The organism is Roseateles sp. GW821-FHT02E12, assembly GCF_059421665.1.
The window spans coordinates 453,805-474,335 of sequence record NZ_JBWKVK010000002.1; the positions used below are offsets into that span (position 1 = coordinate 453,805).

Here is a 20,531-nt window from a genome sequence, read left to right on the forward strand (position 1 = left end):
TCGGGTTTCTGCGGATTATGCAGAGCCAACCCCGTCTCGCTGTGCCGACTTGTCAGTGCGGCTGTGCCGCTACAGCTTGTCCACCATGACGGGCTTGCCCGTGAGATAGCCCTGGATCAGGCGGAAGCCCATGTCGCGGCAGATCTGGGCCTCCTCCTCTTGCTCCACGCCTTCGGCCAAGGGCACCGAGCCCAGCTCCAGCACCATGCGCACCAGGTCGCGCACCATGCGCTGCTTGCGCTCGCTGGCCTTGTGCAGGTTGCGCACGATGCCCATGTCGAACTTGACGAAGTGCGCAGGCACCTCGGCCAACTCGTTCAGCCGCGCCTGGCCGGCGCCGAAGTCGTCGTAGGCGAATTTCACGCCGATGCCGCCCAGGCGCGCGGCCAACTCGCGCATGCGCTCAACCTCGACCACCGCGCTTTCGTGCACCTCCACCACCAGATGCGGGCTCCCGGGCAGGGCCAGCAGCCCGTGCAGGGAGTCGAAAAACTCGTCCGTGAAGGTCTCGGTCGGGTGGGTGTTGACGAAGACGCCCACGCCTTGGGCCTTGGGCGCAAGCGCCTCCACGCCATAGGAGCGGAACGCCGCGCTCAGCTCGGCCTCGCGCCGCAGCGCGGCGGCCATCATGAACAAGTGCATCGGCGAGCCGGGCAGCTCCGGGTGCGTGCAGCGCCCCAGCAGCTCGTAGGCGAGCAGCTTGCCTGTGTGGGCGTCGACGATGGGTTGCGCTGCCGCGGCCATGCCGCGCCCGGCCAGGAACTCCATGAACTGCGCCTCGTGGCGAACGAAGTTCTGGCTGAGCTGGCTGACGTTCTGCGACACCATCCGCGTGTGCGCCGGGAAGGGCTCGGACAGGGTGGCCGATGCCTGCGTCTCGTCGTGCGTCAGGCGGAACTCGGCATTGCAGAAATGGATGATGTCGTTCGGCGCCAGTGGCCGCGGGGCCGCCAGGCGCTCGCGGTTCACGAAGGTGCCGTTGGTGCTGCCCAGGTCGACCAGCAGCAAGCCGCCCTTGTCGTCCGACTGCAACTCGGCATGCCGTCGAGACAGGCCAGCGGCCTCGATGGTCAGGTCATTGCCTGTGTCGCGGCCGACGCTGAACGGCAACCGGTCGATGCGATGCGTGACGCGCGAACCACCGGCGGCCACGCTCTCCAGGAACCAAGGCGTACTGCCCATTCGTGCCCTCCGAGCCCCTCGCCGCGGACTTGCGGCCGCACGCCTCGGTGCGCGCGTTGGGTTAGGCACATTCTGAAACACATCGGCCGACGCTGACCATCGGCCATTCCCCTGGGTTGAGGGCTGACCGGAGCAATGTGTTGCGTACTTCGGGCCGAGCGCCGGGCTGCTCCCAAGCCGGCCCTTATGGCGACGTGTTTGCGGCTCGATGCCGCATGCATCGCCGTCCCCTCGGGGACCGCATGGGCTTGGCCGCGTTCAGCGCGTCAAGACCCTGCGAGGGGCTCAGCTACTACAGGGCTCCACGCGGAATTCGACGCGCCGGTCCAGGGCATCCACCGCGTTGTCGCTGCCGCTGCCCACCAGGTTCTCGCGCCAGCCCATGCCGCTGGCCTTGATGCGCTGGGCCAGGGCCGATGCTTCAGCTGCCAGGCGCTGCTGGATGAAGGTGGCGCGTTGCAGCGAGAGCACGTCGTTGGTCTGCTCCGAGCCGGTGTGGCTGGTGTGCCCGACGATGACCATGCAGACCCGGGCGCCGGCGCTTTCCTTGGCGATCTGCCTGAGCCACATCGGATACGCCCCGCTGACCTTGGGGTCGGACCAGAACTCCGTGCTGCCAGGGTTGAAGAGGAACTTCACGTCCAGTTTGTTGGAGCGCAGCCCGTAGCCCACGATCTGGCCGAAAGCCCGCTCCGCCTCGGCGATGCGCCCCAGCCGGACGTTGTTGAGGTAGATGCCATTGAGCGTGCGCAGTTGCTCGCCCCCGGCCTGGCTGCGGGCCTCCTGGTACTTGGCCAGCGACTCCGGGTAGCGCTCGGCGTTGTAGAGGGTGCCGGCCTCGCTGATGACGCTGGCCACCGCAACGCGCTCCATGTAGACGGCGTTGGCCGCGCCGCCCGGCGTCGTCAACGCCGTGCTGATGTAGCCGTCGACCACCTTGTCTTTCACCAGCACCGGGCTGTCCTGGTAGATCGCCAGGGGCGTGTGGTTGAGGCCGTCATCGCGGGCCAGCGCCGAGGCCTGTGCCACCACACGGCCCGTCTTGATCTCCACCAGTGCCAGGTTGATGTTCAGCGGCTGCTTGCCGGTGCCGCCCTGCTGCCGGGTCAGCGTTCCGGTCAGCAGGTATTGAACCTTGGACAGGTTCTCCGTCTTGAAGGGCAGCAGGTCAAAGCTGCCTTCCGTGCGCCCTGCCAGGCGCTCGGCGATGCGGCGTTCGAGCAGTTGCGTGGTCTGGGTCTGCTGGCCGCTCGCCGCGTCGATCATGGGATCAACGACGACGCTCTTCTTGACAAGCTGGGACTCCACCATCGCCAGGAAGGCGGGCAGCTTCTGGGTCTGGGCCACCAGGCCATCGGTCGCCAGAGCCACGGCCTGGTTGAAGGACAGGTCGTTGGTCGATACCGTGGGCTGTGGCGGCGCCGTCGCGAGGCAGCCGGCCAACAGGGCCAGGCAGCCCAGCAGGGCGGCACGCCCCAGGCGCACTGAAAAATTGATGCGACTCGTGTGGCTGGCGCTACTCATCGACATTCCTTCTTCAGGTAAGCGGCCTCGTTCGCAGTCAGCGGTTCCAGTGAGGCCTTTTGCAGAATATCACTGCACTTTGCACCTTTCGTGGCAGAGGGTGCAGGGGCGAGCGCGGCAGGGCGTGGCTTGGACGCGGCCGGCGCCACGGCGGTGGGTGTCGGCGCTGAGGCTGGCGGTGCTGGCGTGGGTGCTGGTGCGGACGCTGGCGTGGGTGCGGGCGGCACCATGGTGGCGGAGGAGGGGGTGTCCGAGGCGGAAGCCGCTGAGGCTGCCGGGGCTTCCGGAAGGCTGGAGGCGGCTGGAGCCGAGGTGGGTGATGACGGCAGTTCAGAGGGCGCCGGTGTGGAGAGCAGGCGATAGCCGCCCCAGGCCACCGCGGTCAACCCCGCCAAGCCTGCCAGGCTAAGCACAAGGGTGCGGCGCGGCACGGGCGGCGCGGGCGCTTGCGAGGCCACGGCGCTGGGCACTTGGGGAGGCGTGGGTCGAGGCGGCGTCGGGGCGGGCTGCACCGGGGCTGGCGGCACCACCACAGGCGGGCGTACGGGGGCCGGGGCGGGCGGTGGCGGGGGCGGCGGGCGTGTCGGCTCCCGCGGCGCGAGCAAGGGGTTGCCCGGCGCGACCTGAGTCGGGTCGAAGTCCGGCAGCAGCACCGTTTCGTCGCCTGTCGGGAGGCCCAAGGCCTGCAGTTCGAGCAGATCGATGGCCTGCGTGTCGTCGGTCGTGAGCAGCGCCCGGAACTCGGCGATCGATTGCGGGCGGTCCTTGGGGTGGATGGACAGCGCGACGTCGATGGCAGCGAGGAAGGCATTGCCGCAGCGACCGGACGCCACCGTGGCCAGCGGGCGCAACTGGTCGTTGAGCAGCCTTTCGACGGAGGCCACCGTGCGGCCGCCGCTGATGGCGGCGTAGAGCACGCTGGCCAGCGCGAAAATGTCGGTCCAGGGGCCCTGGGTGATGCCAGGCATCTCGCCGTATTGCTCGATGGGCGCAAAGCCCGGCTTGAGCATGGCGGTCAGGGCATGTGTGAGGTCGCCGATGACGCGGCGCGCGGCGCCGAAGTCCAGCAGCAGCGGGCCGTGGTCGGTGAGCAGGATGTTGTCCGGCGCGATGTCGCGGTGATAGCAGTGCTCGTTGTGCAGCACCTCCAGCGCATCCAGAAGCGGCATCAGCCAGGCGCGCACCTCGGCCTCGGTCGGCAGCCGGCCGAGCTTGGCCAGCGACTCCTTCAGCGTCAGCCCCTGGTAGTAGGGCATGGCCATGTAGGCGGTGCCGTTGGCCTCCCAGAACTGATGCACCTTGAGCAGCGCCGGGTGGTCGAAGCGGGCCAGCAGCTTGGCCTCGTTGACGAAGCTCCTCAGCCCTATCGCAAAGGTCTCTGCGTGGTTGGGCGACTTGACCAGCACCGTCAGCGAATTCCCGGCGCGCGCTGCCATCGAGGAGGGCAGGTATTCCTTGATGGCGACTTGCCGCTCCAGGACGACGTCGGTGGCGAGATAGACGATGCCGAAGCCGCCTTCTCCCAGCACCCGGTCAATGCGGTAGTCGTGGATGCGTGTGCCGGATGGGATGGTGTGCCCCGGCGTCAACGGGGTCGGCAGGGCGATGGTGGGCTCTGCCGGGTCTTCTGGCGTGCGACGCCCGGACGGATCGGCGGCCGCGTCGCTCATTGCTGCGCAAGCAAGGTCAGGTACCCGTGCACCGCCACCTCGAACTCGGCGGCGCGCAGCGTGTAGAAGAACTGGATGGGCATGGGCGCTTGGCTGAGGGGTAAAACGATTATGCAGTGCGATATTCCCGCGACTTTGCAAGCGGCAGGGCTAGCATGGGTCGCATGTCGCTCTCGCAGGACCCACCTTGAAAGCCGTCGCACCGCCGGGTGCCGACGCCATGCTGCTGCGGCTCGTCGAGTCGCTGGAGATGGAAGACGGGCGCTGGCGGGCGCGGCAGGGCGACTGGCTGCTGGACAGCCACTTCCAACCGGTGTTCAGCTTCCCGCACCGGCGCGCCGTGGGCTACGAGGCCTTGCTGCGCGTGTCGGACGCGGACGGCAATGCCGTCTCGCCGCTGAAGTTCTTCGAGCAACTGGCCAGCTTCGAGCAGCAGTGGTCGGCCGACCGGCTGTGCCGGCTGCTGCACGTGCACAACTTCGTGCAGCAGGCGGGTGACGAAGGCTGGCTCTTCCTCAATATTCATCCGGCCGTCTTCGTGCACGGCGCCCAGCAGATGCAGGCGCTGGAGTCTTCGGTGCGCACGATGCAGGCGCTGGGCCTGCCGATGCACCGTGTCGTGCTGGAGGTGACCGAGGACGTCATGGCCCAGGAGGCGGACTTCGAGCGCGCCGTTGCGAACGTGCGCGAGACCGGCTGCCTGCTGGCGCTGGACGACTTCGGCGCGGGGCATTCGAACTTCGACCGCATCTGGCACATCCACCCCGAGATCGTGAAGCTGGACCGCAGCCTGCTGCGTCGCGCCTGCGGGTCGCCGCGCATCGCGCGTGTGCTGGCGCAGATGGTGTCGCTGCTGCACGAGTGCGGGTCGCTGGTGCTGCTGGAGGGCGTGGAGACGCGCGACGAGGCGCTGCTGGCTCTCGATGTGGACGTGGACATGGTGCAGGGCTTCGTCTTCGGCCGCCCCGTGCCGGGCATGCTGGGGCCGCAGGGCGTGTCGGACGAGATCGAGGAAATCTGGGAGCTGCTGGACGAGCGCCATGCATCCAGCCGCCGCTCGTACGCGGCGCGCATCGCGCCCTATCGTGCGGCGCTGAAGCAGGCCCAGGAGCGGCTGCTGGCTGCCAGCCTGCCCGAGGTCTGTGCCGACCTGCTGGCCCTGCCGGGCGTGCAGGTCTGCTTCCTGCTGGACGAGCAGGGCCGCCATGTGGCCCAGCCGCAGCTGCCGCCGGGCGTGCAGCCGCTGTCGCTGGACCCGCGCTTCCAGCCCTTGGGCTTGGCCAGCGACGCACGCTGGGCACGGCGGCCCTATTTCCGCCGCGCGCTGGACGAGCCGGGTGTGGTTCAGATGACCCGGCCCTACCTCAGCCTGCACGGTGCGCGCATGTGCATCACGCTGTCCGTCGCGCTGCGAGTGGTCGGCCGGCTGCAGGTGCTCTGCGCCGACATCGACTGGGCCGGCAGCGACGCCGCCGAGCCCTGAGCGCCCAGGCCGCGGGCGGTCAGCGCCGCTGGGCAGCGACCCACTGCTGCAGGGTCACCAGTTCCATCCCCAGGCGCTGGTAGTCCACCTGCAGATAGCCGTTGGCTGCCGTCGCCACCGCCTCGGGCATGACGGCCGCGACCTCCTGGGCCATCACGCCCACGTAGACGGTGTCGCTCCAGACGTAGCGATAGGCGTACAGGCCCAGGCCGCTCGGCAGGCGTTCGAGCAGGCTGATGTCCTGCTTCAGGCGTTCGTCCGACCACCAGACCCAGGACACGCGGACGGGATTGCCGTGGTTGCCCCGCGCCGTGTGCTGGGACTTGCGCAGCGTCTTGACGGCGGCGCTCGCCTTGCTTGCGGCCGCCACCTGATCCTTTCCAGGGTTGCGGGCCGCGGTCTGCGCGCTGCTCGCAAGGCCTGTCGTCAGCAGGCCAAGTGCCAGCGCGCATTGCAGTGAGATCTGGGTGATGTTCATGGCGATTCCTTGTTGGGGAGTGGCTGGGGTCGGGGTCAGCGCGTGACGGTCAGGTTCCAGGTGCCTTCGATGGTGCCGAACCAGGGGTGGGTCAGCTTCAGGCCGATGACGTGCTTGCCCACCGAGGGCGGGTCGATCAGCGCCCACAGGCCGTCGACCTGGGCCACCTGCGGCGCGCCGGTGATGCAGACGTCGTAGTTCACCCAGTCCTTGGCGGCGGTGAACGGGAAGACGCCGGTGGCGGCACGGCGCAGGCGCACGGGCCGGTTGTCCAGCGTGATCGACGCGAAGGTGATGCCGTCGATGGCCTCGGCCGTCATCGGGCGCAGAAAGGCGTCCAGGCTCTGGCCGGCCGGCAGCTGCGGGTAGGGCTCGGGGCAGGGGAATTCATAGAAGTAGCCCAGGGCCGGCATGAAGATGGCCTTGCCGGCCGGGACCGTGCAGTTGATGGTGAAGTTGGGCGACCCGCCCGGCCCGACCAGGTTCCACACCGGGCCTTGCTGGTTGATGCCGCAGTTGGCGCCGGTCTCCTGCGGATTGGCCGAGTTGACGCCGATGGGGATGGAGAGCATCCAGCGCTGGTGGTCGATGACCAGGTCGGCGATGGACTTGCCCTGCCAGGCCTCCCGGCCGCCATCGGCGGCACGGTTGGCGCTTTGCGAGAACGCGTCGCTGGCCTGCGCCGTGCGGGCACGAGACCCGTTGTGGCGCGGCATGTCGGCCAGGGCGAGCTGGGCGCTGCCCAGGATGGCCAGGGCCAGCAGCGTGGCCTTGCGATGGGAGGTGGACATGATGGGTTCCTTCCGGAATGAGGGATCGATGAAGTGGTGGCAGCCGCGGCTGCGCGCCGTACGGGATCAGGGGGCTTCAGCGCTCTTCGCTGCGGCGCCGGCGCAGCGCGGCGATGGCGACCAGGCCCAGGGTCATCGCGGCCCAGGTGCTGGGCTCGGGCACGGCGGAAATGTTGTAGGTGATGTCCTGCGCGAACGTGAAGCCGTAGTCGGAGTTCATCAGCGCCGTGAAGCGCAGCGTGTGGTTGCCCGCGGCCAGGGGTGCCATGGCGAAGGTGAAGCCTTCGGTGAGGCCCGGGAACACGCCGGGGGCGTAGCCGGTGATGTTGTCCTGCACGAGGGTGAAGGGGAACAGCGGCCCGGACTGGCGGAAGGCCTGCGTCGAGCTCACACCGGCCGGCAGCAGCGCGTCCGCGCCGTCCACGGTCACCGTCAGGTTGCTCACGGTGCCCAGCACCTTGATCGCGTCCGCGCGCATCTTGGCCTCGGTGTCCATCACGGCGTCGGCCCAGTAGACGATGGAGATGGGGCTGAACACCAGGGTTTGATCGCTGCGCACCGTCACGTTGCGCACCACCGGGGTATCGGTGGCCGAAGCGGCCAGGAAGAAGTACTTGCCCTGGTCACCCGACGCGGTTGCGGCGCCCGTGGTGTCCAGCAGCGGGTTGGTAGCGGCGGGGAAGGAGTATTCCCACTGCGCCAGCGCGGCCGACAGATAGCTTTGGCTGTAGCTGGCGACGGGGGCGCCGGGGTCGAGCAGTTGCTGGGCCTGGGCGCCATTGACGGCGAGTGCGAGCAGGGCGGCCGAGGCCAGACGGGTGAGGGATTGGGACATGACGATCCTCCTTTGAGGCAGTGGTTGAAGCCGCAGCGTTGGCTGACGGGTGGCGGCGTCTTGAACCAGGTCTTGATGCCGTGTGGCCACTGTCTTCGTCGCCGCGTCGTTTGTCCTGAAGGCGCCTGAAGCTGGGCTGAAACGTCCTGAAAGTGCGATGCGGCCGAGCGGTTTCAGCAGGCTTCAGGACGGCTTCATACCGTTTAAGGACGCCGGCCCTGCGGGGCCGCCAGAGTGCAGGCGTGCGGCGCTAGGGTCCCTGGCGCTCAGGGTTGATGCCCTCGCGCGGCGGTTGGGACTGCCTATGCTGCCCAGCGGCACTTCGCTCGGATCAGGAGGAAGCGATGACCAGTTTGACGGCCGGAGCCGAAGTCAGCGGTGCAAGCGCCGCGCAGCCGCCCAAAGGTTCCAACACCCGCTTCTGGCAGGTGCTGCTGCTGGCGTTCTGCCTGATGTGCGGCGGGCTGCGGCTGTGGGCCTTTGCCTACATCGAGCGCAGCGTGGTGCCGGAGGCGGCCGGGGGCATCGGAGCCAAGCTCAAGGGGGCGGCCGAGGGTTTGGACTGGACGTGGCTCATCGCCAGCGTGAATCCGGACTCCGATCTGGCGCTCGCGGGCGTGAAGCCGGGCGACAGGCTTTCCTACGATGTGCCCAGTGACCGATGGCGATTTCTGGGCATCGGCGAATCCATCCCTGTCAGCATCGAGTCGCAGGGGCAGACTCGCCATCTGATCGTGCGCACCGTGCCGAACCCCGGCCGGATCACGCCACTCGTTGCCTGGTCGCTGATCGCCGATTGGATCGACAGCATGATGGCGTTGATCGTTGCGGCCATCCTGGCCTGGCGCCGCGCCGACAGCCAGCCGGTACGTGCACTGTCCCTGGCCCTGGCGGGCTACAGCGTTGGGAGCCTGGCCTACTCGCTGCCGGGGGTGCCGCTGCTGGCGGAACTGAGGTTTCTCGGTTTCAACCTGCTGCCTTTCGCGTGCACGGCCTGCTATCTCTACTTTGCACTGACCTTTCCCGACGGTTCAAGCCAGCTCACGCGCCCCTGGCAGCGTTGGACCCTCATCACACTGGTGGGTGTCTGCCTGATCTTTCCTCTGCTGGAGGCACTCCACCTGCTGCGCTGGTTGCCGCTCGACGCGTCGTACAAACTGTTCTTCGACACATCGAAGCAACACGCGACCAATGTCCTCGTCTTCTTCGCTGTCGTCTTTTTGTGGCGCGGGTGGTGGCGTGCGACGGGTTTGGCCAAGTACCGCGCCGGCTGGGTTGGCCTCGGCGTCGGCTTGCTCTTGCTGAGCAACATCATCTTCTTCTTCGTCGGCTCGCTGCCGGGCCGCAATCTTGAGCGCGAGTACCTCCTGCGCGCCGCCAATGTAAGTCTGGACATCATTGCGATGGCCTTTCTTGTCTACGCCGTCCTGCGCTACCGCGTTCTGGGCTTCGGCTTCGCCATCAACCGTGCCCTGGTCTGGGGCCTGGTGCTGGCCGTGCTGCTGCTCGGCGTGGCCCTGCTGCACCACCTGGGCGCGCACCTGCCCGTGATGACCGACCCGCGCGTGGCGGCCGGCGTCACCGTGCCTCTGGCCCTGCTGTTCTCCGGCGCGGTGCCGCGACTGCGGGGCATGGCCGACAACGTCGTGCAGCGCCTGTTCTACCGCAACTGGCTGGCCAAGGAGGAGTCGCTCTGGTCCGCCGCCACCGCCGCCGTCGGCGTGCAGGGCCAGCAGGCGCTGATGAGCCATTACCTGCGCGCCATCAGCCGCTTTGCCGGCGGTGCCCGGGCCACGGTCTACCAGGTCCAGCCCACCGGCAACGCACAGGTCTGCACCCGACTGGCCTGCACCACCACCGATGTGCCCGAGCCCCTGGCCCTGAGCGCGGCCGACCTGCGCAGCATCCAGGCCCAGCGACTGCCCGCCACCGTGGCTGCACGCGCGGGCGTCGATGGCCTGGCTGTGCCGATCAAGCACCGCGACGAACTGACCGGCTTTGTGCTGCTGCACACCCGGCCCGACGCCGCGCCCTACCGGCCCGACGAGGTGCGCGCCCTGGCCCGCGCGACGGACATGATGCAGGAGGACCTGCAGGCCGACGCCGCCCGCACGCAGGCGCAACTGCTGGAACAGAAGCTCGCGGCCGAACTGGCGGCGCGCGAGGCGGCGCAGTCCGCCAACGCGGCCAAGAGCGCCTTCCTGGCCACGGTCAGCCACGAGATCCGCACGCCGATGAACGGCGTCATCGGCATGAGCGGCCTGCTGCTGAACTCGCCGCTGACCGAGGACCAGCGCGACCATGCCCAGACCATCCGCGACTCGGCCGAGGCGCTGCTGACCATCATCAACGACGTGCTGGACTTCTCCAAGATCGAGGCCGGCCGGCTGGAGCTGGAGAACCAGCCCTTCGACCTGCGCGAGTGCGTGCGGCTCGCGCTGGACCTGGTGGGCCTGCGCGCGGCGCAGAAGGGCCTGCAGCTCAGCTGCCACTTCGACGCCGAGGTGCCGGCCGCCGTCGTGGGCGACGCGGCTCACCTGCGCCAGATCCTGCTCAACCTGCTCGGCAATGCGGTCAAGTTCACCGAGCGTGGTGAGGTGGCGCTGAAGGTGTCCATGCCGGCCGATGGTCGGCTCGCCTTCGAGGTGCGCGACACCGGCATTGGCCTGAGCGAGGAGGGCAAGTCCAGGCTGTTCCAGCGCTTCAGCCAGGCCGACAGCAGCATTGCCAGCCGCTACGGCGGCACGGGCCTGGGGCTGGCCATCAGCAAGCAGCTGGCCGAGCTGATGGGCGGCACGATGAGCGTGGAGAGCGCCGGGCCGGGGCAGGGCAGCTGCTTCCGGTTCGACATCCAGGCGCCGCCCGCCGCGCTGGATCTGCTGCCGCAGCGTGCGTCTTCCGCCCCGACCGAGCTGGACCCGCAGATGGCCGCACGCCACCCGCTGCGCATCCTGCTGGCCGAGGACAACGGCGTGAACCAGAAGCTGGCGCTGCGCCTGCTGGAGCAGATGGGCTACCGGGCCGACCTGGCCAGCAACGGTCGCGAGGCAGTGGACAGCGTGGCGCGCCAGCCCTACGACCTGTTGCTGATGGACGTGCGCATGCCTGAAATGGACGGGCTGGAGGCCACCCGGGAAATCGTCTCGCGCTGGCCGCCTGGGCAGCGCCCGCGCATCGTGGCCATGACCGCCAACGCCCTGCATGGGGACCGGCCGCAGTGCCTAGCCGCCGGTATGGATGACTACCTGACCAAGCCCATCCGCGTGGAGCCCCTGGTGCGGGCCTTGCAGCAGAGCGCGGTTGTGGACGCTGGTGGAGGAATCTGAGATGAAGCCGGAGCGCTGGGCCGCCGCCGTGGATGAAGTCGAGAGCCTGCGCCGGGCGCTGGCCCAGCGGGAGGCGGAGCTGGCCGTGATCAGCGGCATTCAGCAAGGGGTGGCCGCGGGCCGGGAGATGAAGGCCATCGTCACCGAGGTGGGTGCCAGGCTGTGCGAGGTCTTGCAGACCGAGAACATGAGCATCCGCTGGTTCGATCACGAAGCCTTTGGCCAGCACTACCTCTTCGCCATCGAGCATGGCCGTCAGATGGACATACCGTTCTGGCACATCGGTCCGGGCGAACGATGGGATCGCATCATGGCCCGGCGTGAGCCGCTGAACCTCAACAACTTCGCGGAGCAGGCGGCCGTGGGCATCAACGCCGCGCCGGGCACGGACCGGGCGCCCTCGCAGCTGACGGTCTATCTGAGGATCGGTGATCGCTCGGTAGGCGCCATGACCGTGGAGAGCTTCGAGCGCGAGTTCGCCTTCGGGCCGGAGGATGTGCGCCTGCTGCAGGCGGTGGGCGGCGTCATGAGTGCGGCGCTTGAGAACGCCCGCCTGTTCGCCGACAACCAGCGCCAGGCCCGCGAGAGTGCCGCCCTGGCCGAAGTCGGCCGGGAGATCTCGGCCATGCTGGACATCAGCCAGGTGATGCAGCGCATCGCCCAGCATGCGCGCGAGCTGCTGGCGGCCGACAGCAGTGCCGTTTTCGTGCCCGCCAATGATCAGGGCTACCGCGCCATCGTGGCCGACGGCCCCATGGCTCCGCAGTTGCTGGACGCCGAGGTGCGGCTGGGCGTGGGCATCGTCGGCAGCATCATCGAGAGCGGCCAGGCCGAGCGGGTCAACAACGCCGGCAGCGACCCGCGTGCCGTGCGGATCGTGGGCACCGAGGTGAGCGGCGAGGAGCGCCTGATGGTGGCGCCGCTGCGCGCGGGCGAGGAGGTGCTGGGCGCGATGGTGGTGTGGCGCAACGGCGGCACGGGGTTCACGGCCCATGAGCTGGGTTTCCTCGTCAGCCTCTCGCTGGCCGCCAGCGTGGCCATGCGCAATGCCAGCCTGTTCGACGAGGCCCGGGTGGCCCGCACCGAGGCCGAAGCGGCGCGCGTGCAGGCCGAGTCCGCCAATGCCGCCAAGAGCGCATTCCTGGCGACGATGAGCCACGAGCTGCGCACCCCGATGAACGCGGTCATCGGCATGAGCGGCCTGCTGCTCAGCTCGCCTCTGGATGACGACCAACGCGACCACGCCCAGACCATCCGGCAATCCGGCGAGGTGCTGCTGAGCCTCATCAACGACGTGCTCGACTTCTCCAAGATCGAAGCCGGCCGTATGGAGATGGAGACCCAGCCCTTCGAGCTGCGCGAGTGCCTGCGCGGGGCGCTTGATCTGGTCAACCCGCTGGCGCAGTCCAAGGGCTTGAAGCTGGGCTGCGAAGTGACGGCCGAGGTGCCGGCTGCCGTGGTGGGCGACGCGGCCCATCTGCGGCAGATCCTGCTGAACCTGCTCAGCAACGCTGTCAAGTTCACCGAGCGCGGCGGCGTGACGCTGCGCGTGTCCCGGCCGGCGCAGGATCGGCTGGCTTTCGAGGTGATCGACACCGGCATCGGCTTGAGCGAGGACGGCAAGGCGAGGCTTTTCCAGCGCTTCAGCCAGGCCGACAACAGCATTGCCAGCCGCTACGGCGGCACGGGCCTGGGGCTGGCCATCAGCAAGCAACTGGCCGAGCTGATGGGCGGCAGCATGGGCGTGGAGAGTGCTGGGCCGGGCAGGGGCTGCCGCTTCCATTTCGAGATCGTGGCGCCGGCCAGCGCGCTGGCCCTGCTGCCCTCGCGCCCGGGCGACGCCATGCTGGAGCTGGATCCCCGCATGGCTGAGCGCCACCCCCTGCGCATCCTGCTGGCCGAGGACAACGGTGTGAACCAGAAGCTTGCCTTGAGGCTGCTGCAGCAGATGGGCTACCGCGCCGACATCGCCAGCAACGGCCGCGAGGCGGTCGACAGCGTGGCCCGCCAGCCCTACGACATGCTGCTGATGGACGTGCGCATGCCTGAGATGGACGGCCTGCAGGCCACCCGCGAGATCGTCGCGCGCTGGCCGTCGGGGCAACGACCGCGTATCGTCGCCATGACCGCCAATGCGCTCAACGGCGACCGCCCGCAATGCCTGGCCGCTGGCATGGACGAGCACCTGAGCAAGCCACTGCGCGTCGAGGCCCTGGTGGGCGTGCTGGCCGATACCCGAGCGCGTGAATCATGAAGCTGCCCCGCATCGACCCCCGCACTTTCGAGGCCCTGCAGGCCAATGCGGGGGCGGACTTCGTCGTCACCCTCGTCGAGGCCTTTGCCGAGGAGGCACCAGGCTTGCTGGCCGAGCTGCGCGCGGCGATGGGGGCTGCCGACGGCGAGAAATTCGAGACCGCGGCCCACACCTTGAAGAGCAACGGCATTGCCTTCGGCGCGACGCGGCTGGCCGAGATGGCGCGCCGCATCGAGTGGCAGGGGCTGGCGACGGCCGAGCCCGATATCGACGCGCTGGCTGCCGAGCTGGATGCCACCTTGACGGCCTTGCGCACCCTGGCACGGCAATGAGCGCGCTGATCTTTGGTCACATCGAACTCAGGCTGGCCGAGCGCCTGCTTTTGGTGGGTGGCGAGCCTGTCGCGCTGGGCAGCCGCGGCTTCGATCTGCTGAAGGCGCTGGTGGCCAAGCGCGACCGCGTCGTCGGCAAGGACGAGTTGCTGGACGAGGTCTGGCCCGGCCTGGTGGTGGAGGAGAACAACCTGCAGGTGCAGATCTCGGGCCTGCGCCGCGTGCTGGGCGCGCGGGCCATCGCGACGGTGGCCGGCATCGGCTATCGCTTCACGCTGACGCCGGGTGCCGCCGATGGCCCGACCCCGGCCGCGCCGCCGCCCTTGGCCGGCACGGCGCTGGCATCGGCGCGCGTGCTGGTGGCCGACGACAACAAGGTCAACCGCCTGCTGCTGTGCCGTTCGCTGGAGCTGATGGGCCACCGCGTCAGCAGCGCCGAGAACGGCCGCCAGGCGCTGGACCTGTTGAAGAGCCAGCCCTTCGAGCTGCTGCTGCTGGACCTGGCCATGCCCGAGCTGGACGGCTTCGGCCTGCTGCAGGCGCGCGCCACCGATGCGGCGCTGCGCGAGGTGGCCGTCATCGTGACGAGTGCGTTGGGCGGTGTGGCGCCGGTGGCGCGCTGCATCGAGCTCGGCGCCGACGATTTCCTGCACAAGCCGGTCGATCCCTGGCTGCTCAAGGCGCGAGTCGAATCAAGCCTCGTGCGCAAGCAGCAACGCGACCAGCAAAGCCAGGCCCTGCGCCGGCTCATGCCCAGCGGCCCGACCCAGGCCAGCCGTCTGGCCGAGGCCTGTGTGCTGGTGGTGGGCCTGAACACGACCGACAGGCTGGCTCAAGCGCCCTCGGAGACGCTGGAGCTGTTGAACAACTGGAGCACGCTGATGCTGGATGCCATTGCCGGGCGCGGCGGCGAGGTGGCGCAGTTCCGGGGCGACGGCCTGACGGCCTTGTTCGGCGAGCCGCAGGCGGCCGTGGCGGCGGCGCGGGACATGGCCGAGTTGACGGCCAGCTTCAACGAGGAGCGCCGGGCCGCCGGCGAGGTGCCGGTGGCCGTTGGCGTTGGCATCGCGCGGGGCGAGGTCGTGGTGGCGACCGTCTCCACCGCTGAACGGGCGGCCTATGCCTGCCTGGGCGCCCCGGTGCTGCGAGCGGAGCAGTTGGCCATGGCCTGCCAGCGTGGCGGCCATGGGCTGCTGGTGGATGCCCCCATGCGGGCCGGGTTGTCCGCCGACATGCCCACCGTGGCCGTGCCGCAAGGCCACGACGGCGTGGCCTACCGGCCGTAGAGCTCGCCGAAGAAGTCGCCGGGCAACCAGCGCGGCCGGCTCGGCTGGCGGGCAATCTCCTGCATGAGTTCCCACTGCAATTGGGCGAAGCGTTGTGCGGCTTGCCAATTGAAAGGCTGGCTCAGGTCGTCACCGGGCTGGTGGTAGCGCTGGCGGCGGAAGTCGCGCATCAGCGCGTTGCCGTCTTCCTTCGCATTGAAGGACGCACCGCCCGGGCCGAGGATGACGGCCGGGATGCCGCGGCGCACGAAGCTGTACTGGTCGGAGCGCGTGAAGCGGCTCTGCTCGGGCACGGGGTCGGGTGCCGTCGCCAGGCCCAGGCGGCGCGCGGCGCGCTCGACGGCAGCGCCCAGCGTCGAATGCTGGGCTCCCAGGGCGACGACGTCCCGGAAGTCGTGCAGCAGGATGGGCATGTCGATGTTGACGGCCGCCACCAGCGCCTCGGCCGGCACGGGTGGGTGGCTGGCGAGGTAGGACGAGCCGAGTTCGCCCTTCTCCTCGGCCGTCAGCGCGGCGACGAGGATGGAGCGCTGCGGCCGGCTTTCAACCAGCAGGCGTGCCGTCTCCAGCAGCATGGCCACGCCCATCGCGTTGTCCATGGCGCCGGGGTAGACGACGTCGCCTTTGTGGCCAAGATGGTCCAGGTGGGCGGTCAGCAGGAGATGCTCGCGCTTGAGCTTCGGGTGGCTGCCTTCGATGCGCCCGATGAGGTTGTGGCTGCGCGCCTGGCCGTGGATGCTTTCGCGCACGAGGCGGGCGCTCAGGCCCAGATCACCGCGCGGCAAGGGGCGGCCGGCTTCGGCGTCGGCCACCAATTGAGCGTAGTCGTGCGTGATGCCGGCCAGCAGGCGCGGCGCCACCTGCAGGCTGAGGTTGGCGCGGCCTTGAAAGCCAGCGACGTCGCTGCCACCGCGGCCGTCGGGTGTCAGCCAGTCCATGTCCAGGCTGTCGACGTACTGGCGGCCGGCGTGGAAGGGCGCCGCGATCTCGCTGCGTGGCGTGGCCAGCCGGAGCATGCCGATGGCGCCCTGCCGTACCGCCTGTTCGGCCTTGGTGCGGCCGCTGCTGAAGTGGGCGCCTTCTTCGGTGGGCAGGCGCGGCGGGCGACCGGCCAGCACGACGACGATCTTGCCCTTCACGTCCAGGCCGGCGTAGTCGTCCAGGCCGAAGGCCGGCGCCGAGATGCCGTAGCCCACGAAGACCAGCGGCGCGCTGAGTTCGGCATGAGCCAGGGCCATGTCGGGCCCGGTCATGAATTCGTCGAGCCAGGTGAGGCGCTCGCAGGCGCCGCCGCGGCAGAGTTCCAGTGTTGGCGGCGTGCTCAGGTCCAGGCGCGCGGTCTTGAGCGGCACGGCCTGGGCGTAGCTGCCGGCATCGCCGAAGCGCTGGAGGCCGAGCTGGGCGAACTGGGCCGCCACGTAGTTCGCGGCAAGGTCGAAGCCGCGCGTGCCGGCCTCGCGGCCTTCCAGCAGCGGGTCGGCCAGGAAGCGCAGGTGCGCCTGCAGGCGTTGCAGGTCGGCTTGCGGAGGCAGGCCGCGGGCCGAGGCGGGCAGGGCGCTTGCCGCCATCGCCGCGAGCGCGGCGTCCAGCAGGCCGCGCCGCCTCATCGCGCCAGGTGCTTGTCCAGCCAAGCGAAGAACTCGCCGTACCAGAGCCGGCTGTTGCGGGGCTTGAGCACCCAGTGGTTCTCGTCCGGGAACCACACCAGGCGTGACGGCACGTCCAGGCTCTTCAGCGTGTTGTAGTAGGCCAGGCCCTGGGCATCGGGCACTCGGTAGTCCATTGCGCCGTGGATGACGAGGGTGGGCGTCTTGAAGTGCTTGGCATACGCATGCGGGCTTTGCGCGGCGACGCGGGCCGGGTCGTCCCAGTAGGCGGCGCCCAGCTCCTTGCGGTGCCAGCTGTAGGCGTCGTCGGCGTACATGGCCTGCCAGTCGTAGCAGCCGGCGTGGCAGACATAGGCCTGGTAGCGGCCGGCAGGCACGTGGCCGTTCATCCACGCCACCATGAAGCCGCCGTAGCTGCCGCCGGTGGCGGCGATGCGCTTCTTGTCCACCCAGCGTTTTTGCAGCAGCCAGTCGGTGCCGGCCTCGACGTCCTGCAACTCGTACTCGCCCCAATGGCCGGTGATGCTGTCCAGGAACTCGTGGCCGAAGCTTGACGAGCCGTGGTAGTTCACGCAGGCCACCACGTAGCCTTGCGCCGCGAAGGCCTGGTGGTTCCAGCGCCAATGCCAGCTGTCGCCGAAGGCGGTGTGCGGGCCGCCGTGGATGACGTGCATGACGGGCCACTTCTTCTTCGGGTCGAAGGCGGGCGGGTAGATGAGCCACATCTGCACGTCGTCGCCGCGTGCGCCCTTGATCGTCACTTCCTCGTGGCGGCCGAAGGTGTGAGCTGCGAGGCGCTCGTCGTTGAGGGCCTCCATGCGACGCAGGCCGTCCTCTGCGAGCGCGGACAGGCGCGGCGGGAACTGCACGCCGTCGTGGTTGATGACGACGCAGTCCGCTGCCAGCGCAAAACTGCCGACGTGGCCGCCCTCGAAGATGGGCTCGGCCAGGCGTTCGCCGAGCGCGAACTGCCACAGGTGCCGGCGGCCGCGTTCCTCGGCGGCGAACAGCACGCTCTGGTCGTCGGCGGCCCAGCGCAGTGGCGCGCTGACGTCGTGATCCCAGTCCTCGCTGAAGACGGCCCAGCGGCCCTGCTGGTCCAGCACGGCGAGCTGGTTGGGCCGGTTGTGGCCGAGGGCCTGGTGGCTGGCCTGGAAGGCGAGATGGGCGCCGCCATGGCTGTAGCGCGGCGCGGCGAAGTCCCAGTCGCCGTCCTGCAGCAGGGTCAGCCCGCGGCGGGTCTTCACGTCGATCTCGGCCAGCGCAAAGCGCGCGTCCAGCTTCTTCTCGGCCGCCGGGTCGAAGGCGAAGGCGATGCGCTTGCTGTCGGGTGAGATGTCGAAGCAGTTCGCATCCGGCTCGGCGCGGCTCAGCTCCCACGCCGTGCCTTCGAACAGGTCCTGCGCCCGGCCGGTCTCGACGTCCATCACATGCAGATGCGGCACCCGGCCCATCGGGATGTGGTGGTCCCAGAAGCGGTACAGCGCCTCGTCGGTGACGTAGGCGCTTTCCTTGCGGGCCTTGAAGTCGTGCAGCGTCTGGCCTTGGGCGGCGGCCTTGCGGTCGGGCCAGACCCAGGCCACGAAGGCGATGCGCCGGCCATCGGGGAACCACTTGAAGGACTCCACGCCCGTGGGCACGTGGCCGACGCGGCGCGCCTCGCCGCCGTCAGGCGCGATGACGTAGAGCTGCGTTTCTTCGTCGCGCTGGCCGGCCTGCTCGCGCTTGGCCGTGAAGGCGATCAGGTCGCCGCGGGGGCTCCACTGCGGGTTGCCGTCCTTCTCGCCGGCCTCGGTCAGGCGGCGCGGCTCGCCGCCCAGCGTCGAGAACAGCCACAGGCTGCTCTGCGCGCGGTTGGTCTGCATCGAGTGGCGGGTGACGCCGGCCACGGCCTGGGCGCCATCGGGGCTGAGGCTGGGTTCGCCGATGCGATCCAAGGCCCAGAGTGCTTCAACGTTGAAGGTTGCGTCGACGGCCTTGGTTTTCTTGTTCATGTTCTCTGTCGAGTCAGTTGCCAGTTCAGATGGGCCTTGACCTCGGGCCATTCGCCCGCGGTCAGGCTGTACATCACGGTGTCGCGCACCGTGCCGTCGCGGCGCAGCGCGTGGTGGCGGATCACGCCGTCGCGCTTGGCGCCCAGGCGCTCGATGGCGCGCTGCGAGGCGTGGTTGAAGTTGTCGGTACGCCAGCCCACGAGGCGGGCGCCCAGCGTCTCGAAGGCATGGGTCAGCAGCAGCAGCTTGGCCGTCGTGTTGACGGCGCTGCGCTGCACGCGCTGGGCGTACCAGGTGTAGCCGATCTCGACGCGCTCCACGGCGGGCACGATGTCGTGATAGCTGGTCGAGCCGAGCACCTCGCCCGTGGCGGCGTCCAGTACGGCGAAGGGCAGGCGGTGGCCGGCGGCCTGGCCGGCGAGCGCTGTCTCGACGTAGGTGACGGTCTCGTCGGGCGCGGGCACGCTGGTGAAGCGCAGATTCCACAGCTCGCCGTCCGCGGCCGCAGCCTGCAGGCCCGGCACGTGTTCCGGCGTCAGCGGCACGAGGCGGATGGGGCCGGCCGCGAGAGTGGTGGGCACCACCGGCTTCATGGCTTGTCCTTCAGGATCAAGCGCCGCGCCAGCCAGCGGCCGCCGCCGCAACCGGCGACGATGAGCACCAGGCCGACGATCTGCTGTGCGTTCCAGTCCGGGCTGGCGATGAAGTCGATGCCGAACTGACGGCCCAGCCACCAGCCGGCCAGGGCCCCGCCAACGAAGCCGACGGCATCCGCCAGCCCTTCGCGCATCGCGCGGTCGAAGTCCTGTTGTGCCATCAGCGGTTATTGCGCTGCATGAACACGAGCTTCTCGAACAGGGTCAGGTCCTGCTCGTTTTTCAACAGCGCGCCCACCAGCGGCGGGATGCTGACCTTCTCGTCCTTGGCCTGCAGCGCGTCCACCGGCACGTCCTCGGCCAGCAGCAGCTTGAGCCAGTCGATCAGCTCCGAGGTGCTGGGCTTTTTCTTCAGGCCCGGCAGGTTGCGCACGTCGTAGAAGTTCTTCAGCGCGGCGGCCAGCAGGTCTTTTTTGAGCGTCGGGAAGTGCACGTCGACGATCTTCTTCATCGTCTCGGCATCGGGGAACTTGATGTAGTGGAAGAAGCAGCGGCGCAGGAAGGCGTCCGGCAGCTCCTTCTCGTTGTTGGAGGTGATGAAGACGAGAGGCCGGTGCTTGGCCTTGATGAGCTGCCGCGTCTCGTAGACATAGAACTCCATGCGGTCGATCTCGCGCAGCAGGTCGTTCGGGAACTCGATGTCGGCCTTGTCGATCTCGTCGATGAGCAGCACGACCGGGTGGTCGGCCTCGAAGGCTTGCCACAGCACGCCCTTGACGATGTAGTTCTCGATGTTGCGAACGCGCTCGCTGCCCTCGATGCCGGCCAGCTGGCTGTCGCGCAGCCGGCTGACGGCGTCGTACTCGTACAGGCCTTGCTGTGCCTTGGTCGTGCTCTTGATATGCCACTGCAGCAGCGGCATGCCCAGAGCACCGGCGACTTCCTCGGCCAGCATGGTCTTGCCGGTGCCGGGCTCGCCCTTGATGAGCAGCGGCCGCTGCAGCGTGGCAGCGGCGTTCACAGCGAGCATCAGGTCGGCCGTGGCGACGTACTGGTCGGAACCTTGAAATTTCATGGGGGAAACCGGGGCAAAACCCGAACTGAAGGGGGGCCGGACCAGTATAGGAGGCCTCCTATAATCGCCGCCGCTCAAGAACACGACTCCTCGGGACC

The 20,531-nt window shown here is 69.0% G+C and carries 16 protein-coding genes; 5 read left to right on the plus strand and 11 right to left on the minus strand.

The window, feature by feature from the left end; genetic code table 11:
* Positions 1–69: 69 nt before the first annotated feature.
* The 3 genes from AC07V5_RS12855 to AC07V5_RS12865 all read right to left on the minus strand — a co-directional run bounded on the left by AC07V5_RS12855 (position 70) and on the right by AC07V5_RS12865 (position 4,376).
* Complete coding sequence (locus AC07V5_RS12855) at positions 70–1,182, minus strand: EAL domain-containing protein (RefSeq protein WP_495116066.1); 1,113 nt, start codon at positions 1,180–1,182, stop codon at positions 70–72.
* Positions 1,183–1,467: 285 nt separating this feature from the next.
* Complete coding sequence (locus AC07V5_RS12860; RefSeq protein WP_495116067.1) at positions 1,468–2,706, minus strand: OmpA family protein; 1,239 nt, start codon at positions 2,704–2,706, stop codon at positions 1,468–1,470.
* The gene (locus AC07V5_RS12865) at positions 2,703–4,376 is read right to left on the minus strand and encodes a serine/threonine protein kinase (protein WP_495116068.1); all 1,674 of its coding nucleotides are present in this window, start codon (positions 4,374–4,376) and stop codon (positions 2,703–2,705) included. The genes AC07V5_RS12860 and AC07V5_RS12865 overlap by 4 nt, the downstream gene beginning before the upstream one ends.
* Before the next feature lie 187 nt (positions 4,377–4,563).
* On the opposite strand from AC07V5_RS12865, the gene AC07V5_RS12870 reads away from it, so the two are divergent.
* Positions 4,564–5,859 (plus strand): sensor domain-containing phosphodiesterase, encoded by a 1,296-nt coding sequence (locus AC07V5_RS12870; RefSeq protein ID WP_495116069.1) that lies wholly within the window; start codon positions 4,564–4,566, stop codon positions 5,857–5,859.
* Positions 5,860–5,878: 19 nt separating this feature from the next.
* Here the strand turns inward: AC07V5_RS12870 and AC07V5_RS12875 are convergent, their stop codons facing one another.
* The 3 genes from AC07V5_RS12875 to AC07V5_RS12885 all read right to left on the minus strand — a co-directional run bounded on the left by AC07V5_RS12875 (position 5,879) and on the right by AC07V5_RS12885 (position 7,963).
* Positions 5,879–6,337, minus strand: coding sequence for a tail fiber domain-containing protein (locus AC07V5_RS12875; protein WP_495116070.1), 459 nt, complete (start codon positions 6,335–6,337; stop codon positions 5,879–5,881).
* A gap of 35 nt (positions 6,338–6,372) precedes the next feature.
* Positions 6,373–7,128 (minus strand): hypothetical protein, encoded by a 756-nt coding sequence (locus AC07V5_RS12880; protein ID WP_495116071.1) that lies wholly within the window; start codon positions 7,126–7,128, stop codon positions 6,373–6,375.
* Positions 7,129–7,204: 76 nt separating this feature from the next.
* The gene (locus tag AC07V5_RS12885) at positions 7,205–7,963 is read right to left on the minus strand and encodes a PEP-CTERM sorting domain-containing protein (protein WP_495116072.1); all 759 of its coding nucleotides are present in this window, start codon (positions 7,961–7,963) and stop codon (positions 7,205–7,207) included.
* Between the two features lie 344 nt (positions 7,964–8,307).
* On the opposite strand from AC07V5_RS12885, the gene AC07V5_RS12890 reads away from it, so the two are divergent.
* The 4 genes from AC07V5_RS12890 to AC07V5_RS12905 are packed head-to-tail and all read left to right on the plus strand — an operon-like array spanning position 8,308 to position 15,161.
* Positions 8,308–11,289 carry an ATP-binding protein gene (locus AC07V5_RS12890; RefSeq protein ID WP_495116073.1) on the plus strand — a complete coding sequence of 994 codons (2,982 nt, stop codon included), beginning with the start codon at positions 8,308–8,310 and terminating at the stop codon, positions 11,287–11,289.
* Between the two features lies 1 nt (position 11,290).
* On the plus strand, positions 11,291–13,543 hold the full coding sequence (locus AC07V5_RS12895) for a hybrid sensor histidine kinase/response regulator (RefSeq protein WP_495116074.1): 2,253 nt from the start codon (positions 11,291–11,293) through the stop codon (positions 13,541–13,543).
* Positions 13,540–13,875: an Hpt domain-containing protein gene (locus AC07V5_RS12900; RefSeq protein ID WP_495116075.1), complete on the plus strand. Its 336-nt coding sequence runs from the start codon at positions 13,540–13,542 to the stop codon at positions 13,873–13,875. Before AC07V5_RS12895 ends, AC07V5_RS12900 begins: the two co-directional genes overlap by 4 nt.
* The gene (locus AC07V5_RS12905; RefSeq protein WP_495116076.1) at positions 13,872–15,161 is read left to right on the plus strand and encodes a response regulator; all 1,290 of its coding nucleotides are present in this window, start codon (positions 13,872–13,874) and stop codon (positions 15,159–15,161) included. The genes AC07V5_RS12900 and AC07V5_RS12905 overlap by 4 nt, the downstream gene beginning before the upstream one ends.
* Here AC07V5_RS12905 and AC07V5_RS12910 read toward each other — a convergent pair.
* Genes AC07V5_RS12910 through AC07V5_RS12930 form a run of 5 tightly spaced genes read right to left on the minus strand, consistent with a single transcriptional unit; the run spans position 15,149 to position 20,433 of the window.
* Entirely contained in the window at positions 15,149–16,768 is a 1,620-nt protein-coding gene (locus AC07V5_RS12910) for a M28 family metallopeptidase (RefSeq protein ID WP_495116077.1), read from the minus strand. The two genes, AC07V5_RS12905 and AC07V5_RS12910, sit on opposite strands and share 13 nt — an antisense overlap.
* Positions 16,765–18,762, minus strand: coding sequence for a S9 family peptidase (locus AC07V5_RS12915; RefSeq protein ID WP_495116078.1), 1,998 nt, complete (start codon positions 18,760–18,762; stop codon positions 16,765–16,767). Before AC07V5_RS12915 ends, AC07V5_RS12910 begins: the two co-directional genes overlap by 4 nt.
* The gene (locus AC07V5_RS12920) at positions 18,759–19,355 is read right to left on the minus strand and encodes a GNAT family N-acetyltransferase (RefSeq protein ID WP_495116079.1); all 597 of its coding nucleotides are present in this window, start codon (positions 19,353–19,355) and stop codon (positions 18,759–18,761) included. Before AC07V5_RS12920 ends, AC07V5_RS12915 begins: the two co-directional genes overlap by 4 nt.
* Positions 19,352–19,579, minus strand: a complete 228-nt coding sequence (locus AC07V5_RS12925; RefSeq protein ID WP_495116080.1) for a hypothetical protein — start codon at positions 19,577–19,579, stop codon at positions 19,352–19,354. Before AC07V5_RS12925 ends, AC07V5_RS12920 begins: the two co-directional genes overlap by 4 nt.
* Complete coding sequence (locus tag AC07V5_RS12930) at positions 19,579–20,433, minus strand: AAA family ATPase (RefSeq protein WP_495116081.1); 855 nt, start codon at positions 20,431–20,433, stop codon at positions 19,579–19,581. Before AC07V5_RS12930 ends, AC07V5_RS12925 begins: the two co-directional genes overlap by 1 nt.
* Between the last annotated feature and the right edge of the window lie 98 nt (positions 20,434–20,531).

Excerpts from the sequence above, each read along its gene's own strand:
- AC07V5_RS12880 (WP_495116071.1), bottom strand. The coding sequence starts at position 7,128 with ATGTCCACCTCCCATCGCAAGGCCACGCTGCTGGCCCTGGCCATCCTG.
- AC07V5_RS12920 (WP_495116079.1), bottom strand. The coding sequence starts at position 19,355 with ATGAAGCCGGTGGTGCCCACCACTCTCGCGGCCGGCCCCATCCGCCTC.
- AC07V5_RS12910 (WP_495116077.1), bottom strand. The coding sequence starts at position 16,768 with ATGAGGCGGCGCGGCCTGCTGGACGCCGCGCTCGCGGCGATGGCGGCA.
- AC07V5_RS12930 (WP_495116081.1), bottom strand. The coding sequence starts at position 20,433 with ATGAAATTTCAAGGTTCCGACCAGTACGTCGCCACGGCCGACCTGATG.
- AC07V5_RS12885 (WP_495116072.1), bottom strand. The coding sequence starts at position 7,963 with ATGTCCCAATCCCTCACCCGTCTGGCCTCGGCCGCCCTGCTCGCACTC.
- AC07V5_RS12895 (WP_495116074.1), top strand. The coding sequence starts at position 11,291 with ATGAAGCCGGAGCGCTGGGCCGCCGCCGTGGATGAAGTCGAGAGCCTG.
- AC07V5_RS12865 (WP_495116068.1), bottom strand. The coding sequence starts at position 4,376 with ATGAGCGACGCGGCCGCCGATCCGTCCGGGCGTCGCACGCCAGAAGAC.
- AC07V5_RS12875 (WP_495116070.1), bottom strand. The coding sequence starts at position 6,337 with ATGAACATCACCCAGATCTCACTGCAATGCGCGCTGGCACTTGGCCTG.
- AC07V5_RS12905 (WP_495116076.1), top strand. The coding sequence starts at position 13,872 with ATGAGCGCGCTGATCTTTGGTCACATCGAACTCAGGCTGGCCGAGCGC.
- AC07V5_RS12890 (WP_495116073.1), top strand. The coding sequence starts at position 8,308 with ATGACCAGTTTGACGGCCGGAGCCGAAGTCAGCGGTGCAAGCGCCGCG.
- AC07V5_RS12925 (WP_495116080.1), bottom strand. The coding sequence starts at position 19,579 with ATGGCACAACAGGACTTCGACCGCGCGATGCGCGAAGGGCTGGCGGAT.
- AC07V5_RS12855 (WP_495116066.1), bottom strand. The coding sequence starts at position 1,182 with ATGGGCAGTACGCCTTGGTTCCTGGAGAGCGTGGCCGCCGGTGGTTCG.
- AC07V5_RS12900 (WP_495116075.1), top strand. The coding sequence starts at position 13,540 with ATGAAGCTGCCCCGCATCGACCCCCGCACTTTCGAGGCCCTGCAGGCC.
- AC07V5_RS12915 (WP_495116078.1), bottom strand. The coding sequence starts at position 18,762 with ATGAACAAGAAAACCAAGGCCGTCGACGCAACCTTCAACGTTGAAGCA.
- AC07V5_RS12860 (WP_495116067.1), bottom strand. The coding sequence starts at position 2,706 with ATGAGTAGCGCCAGCCACACGAGTCGCATCAATTTTTCAGTGCGCCTG.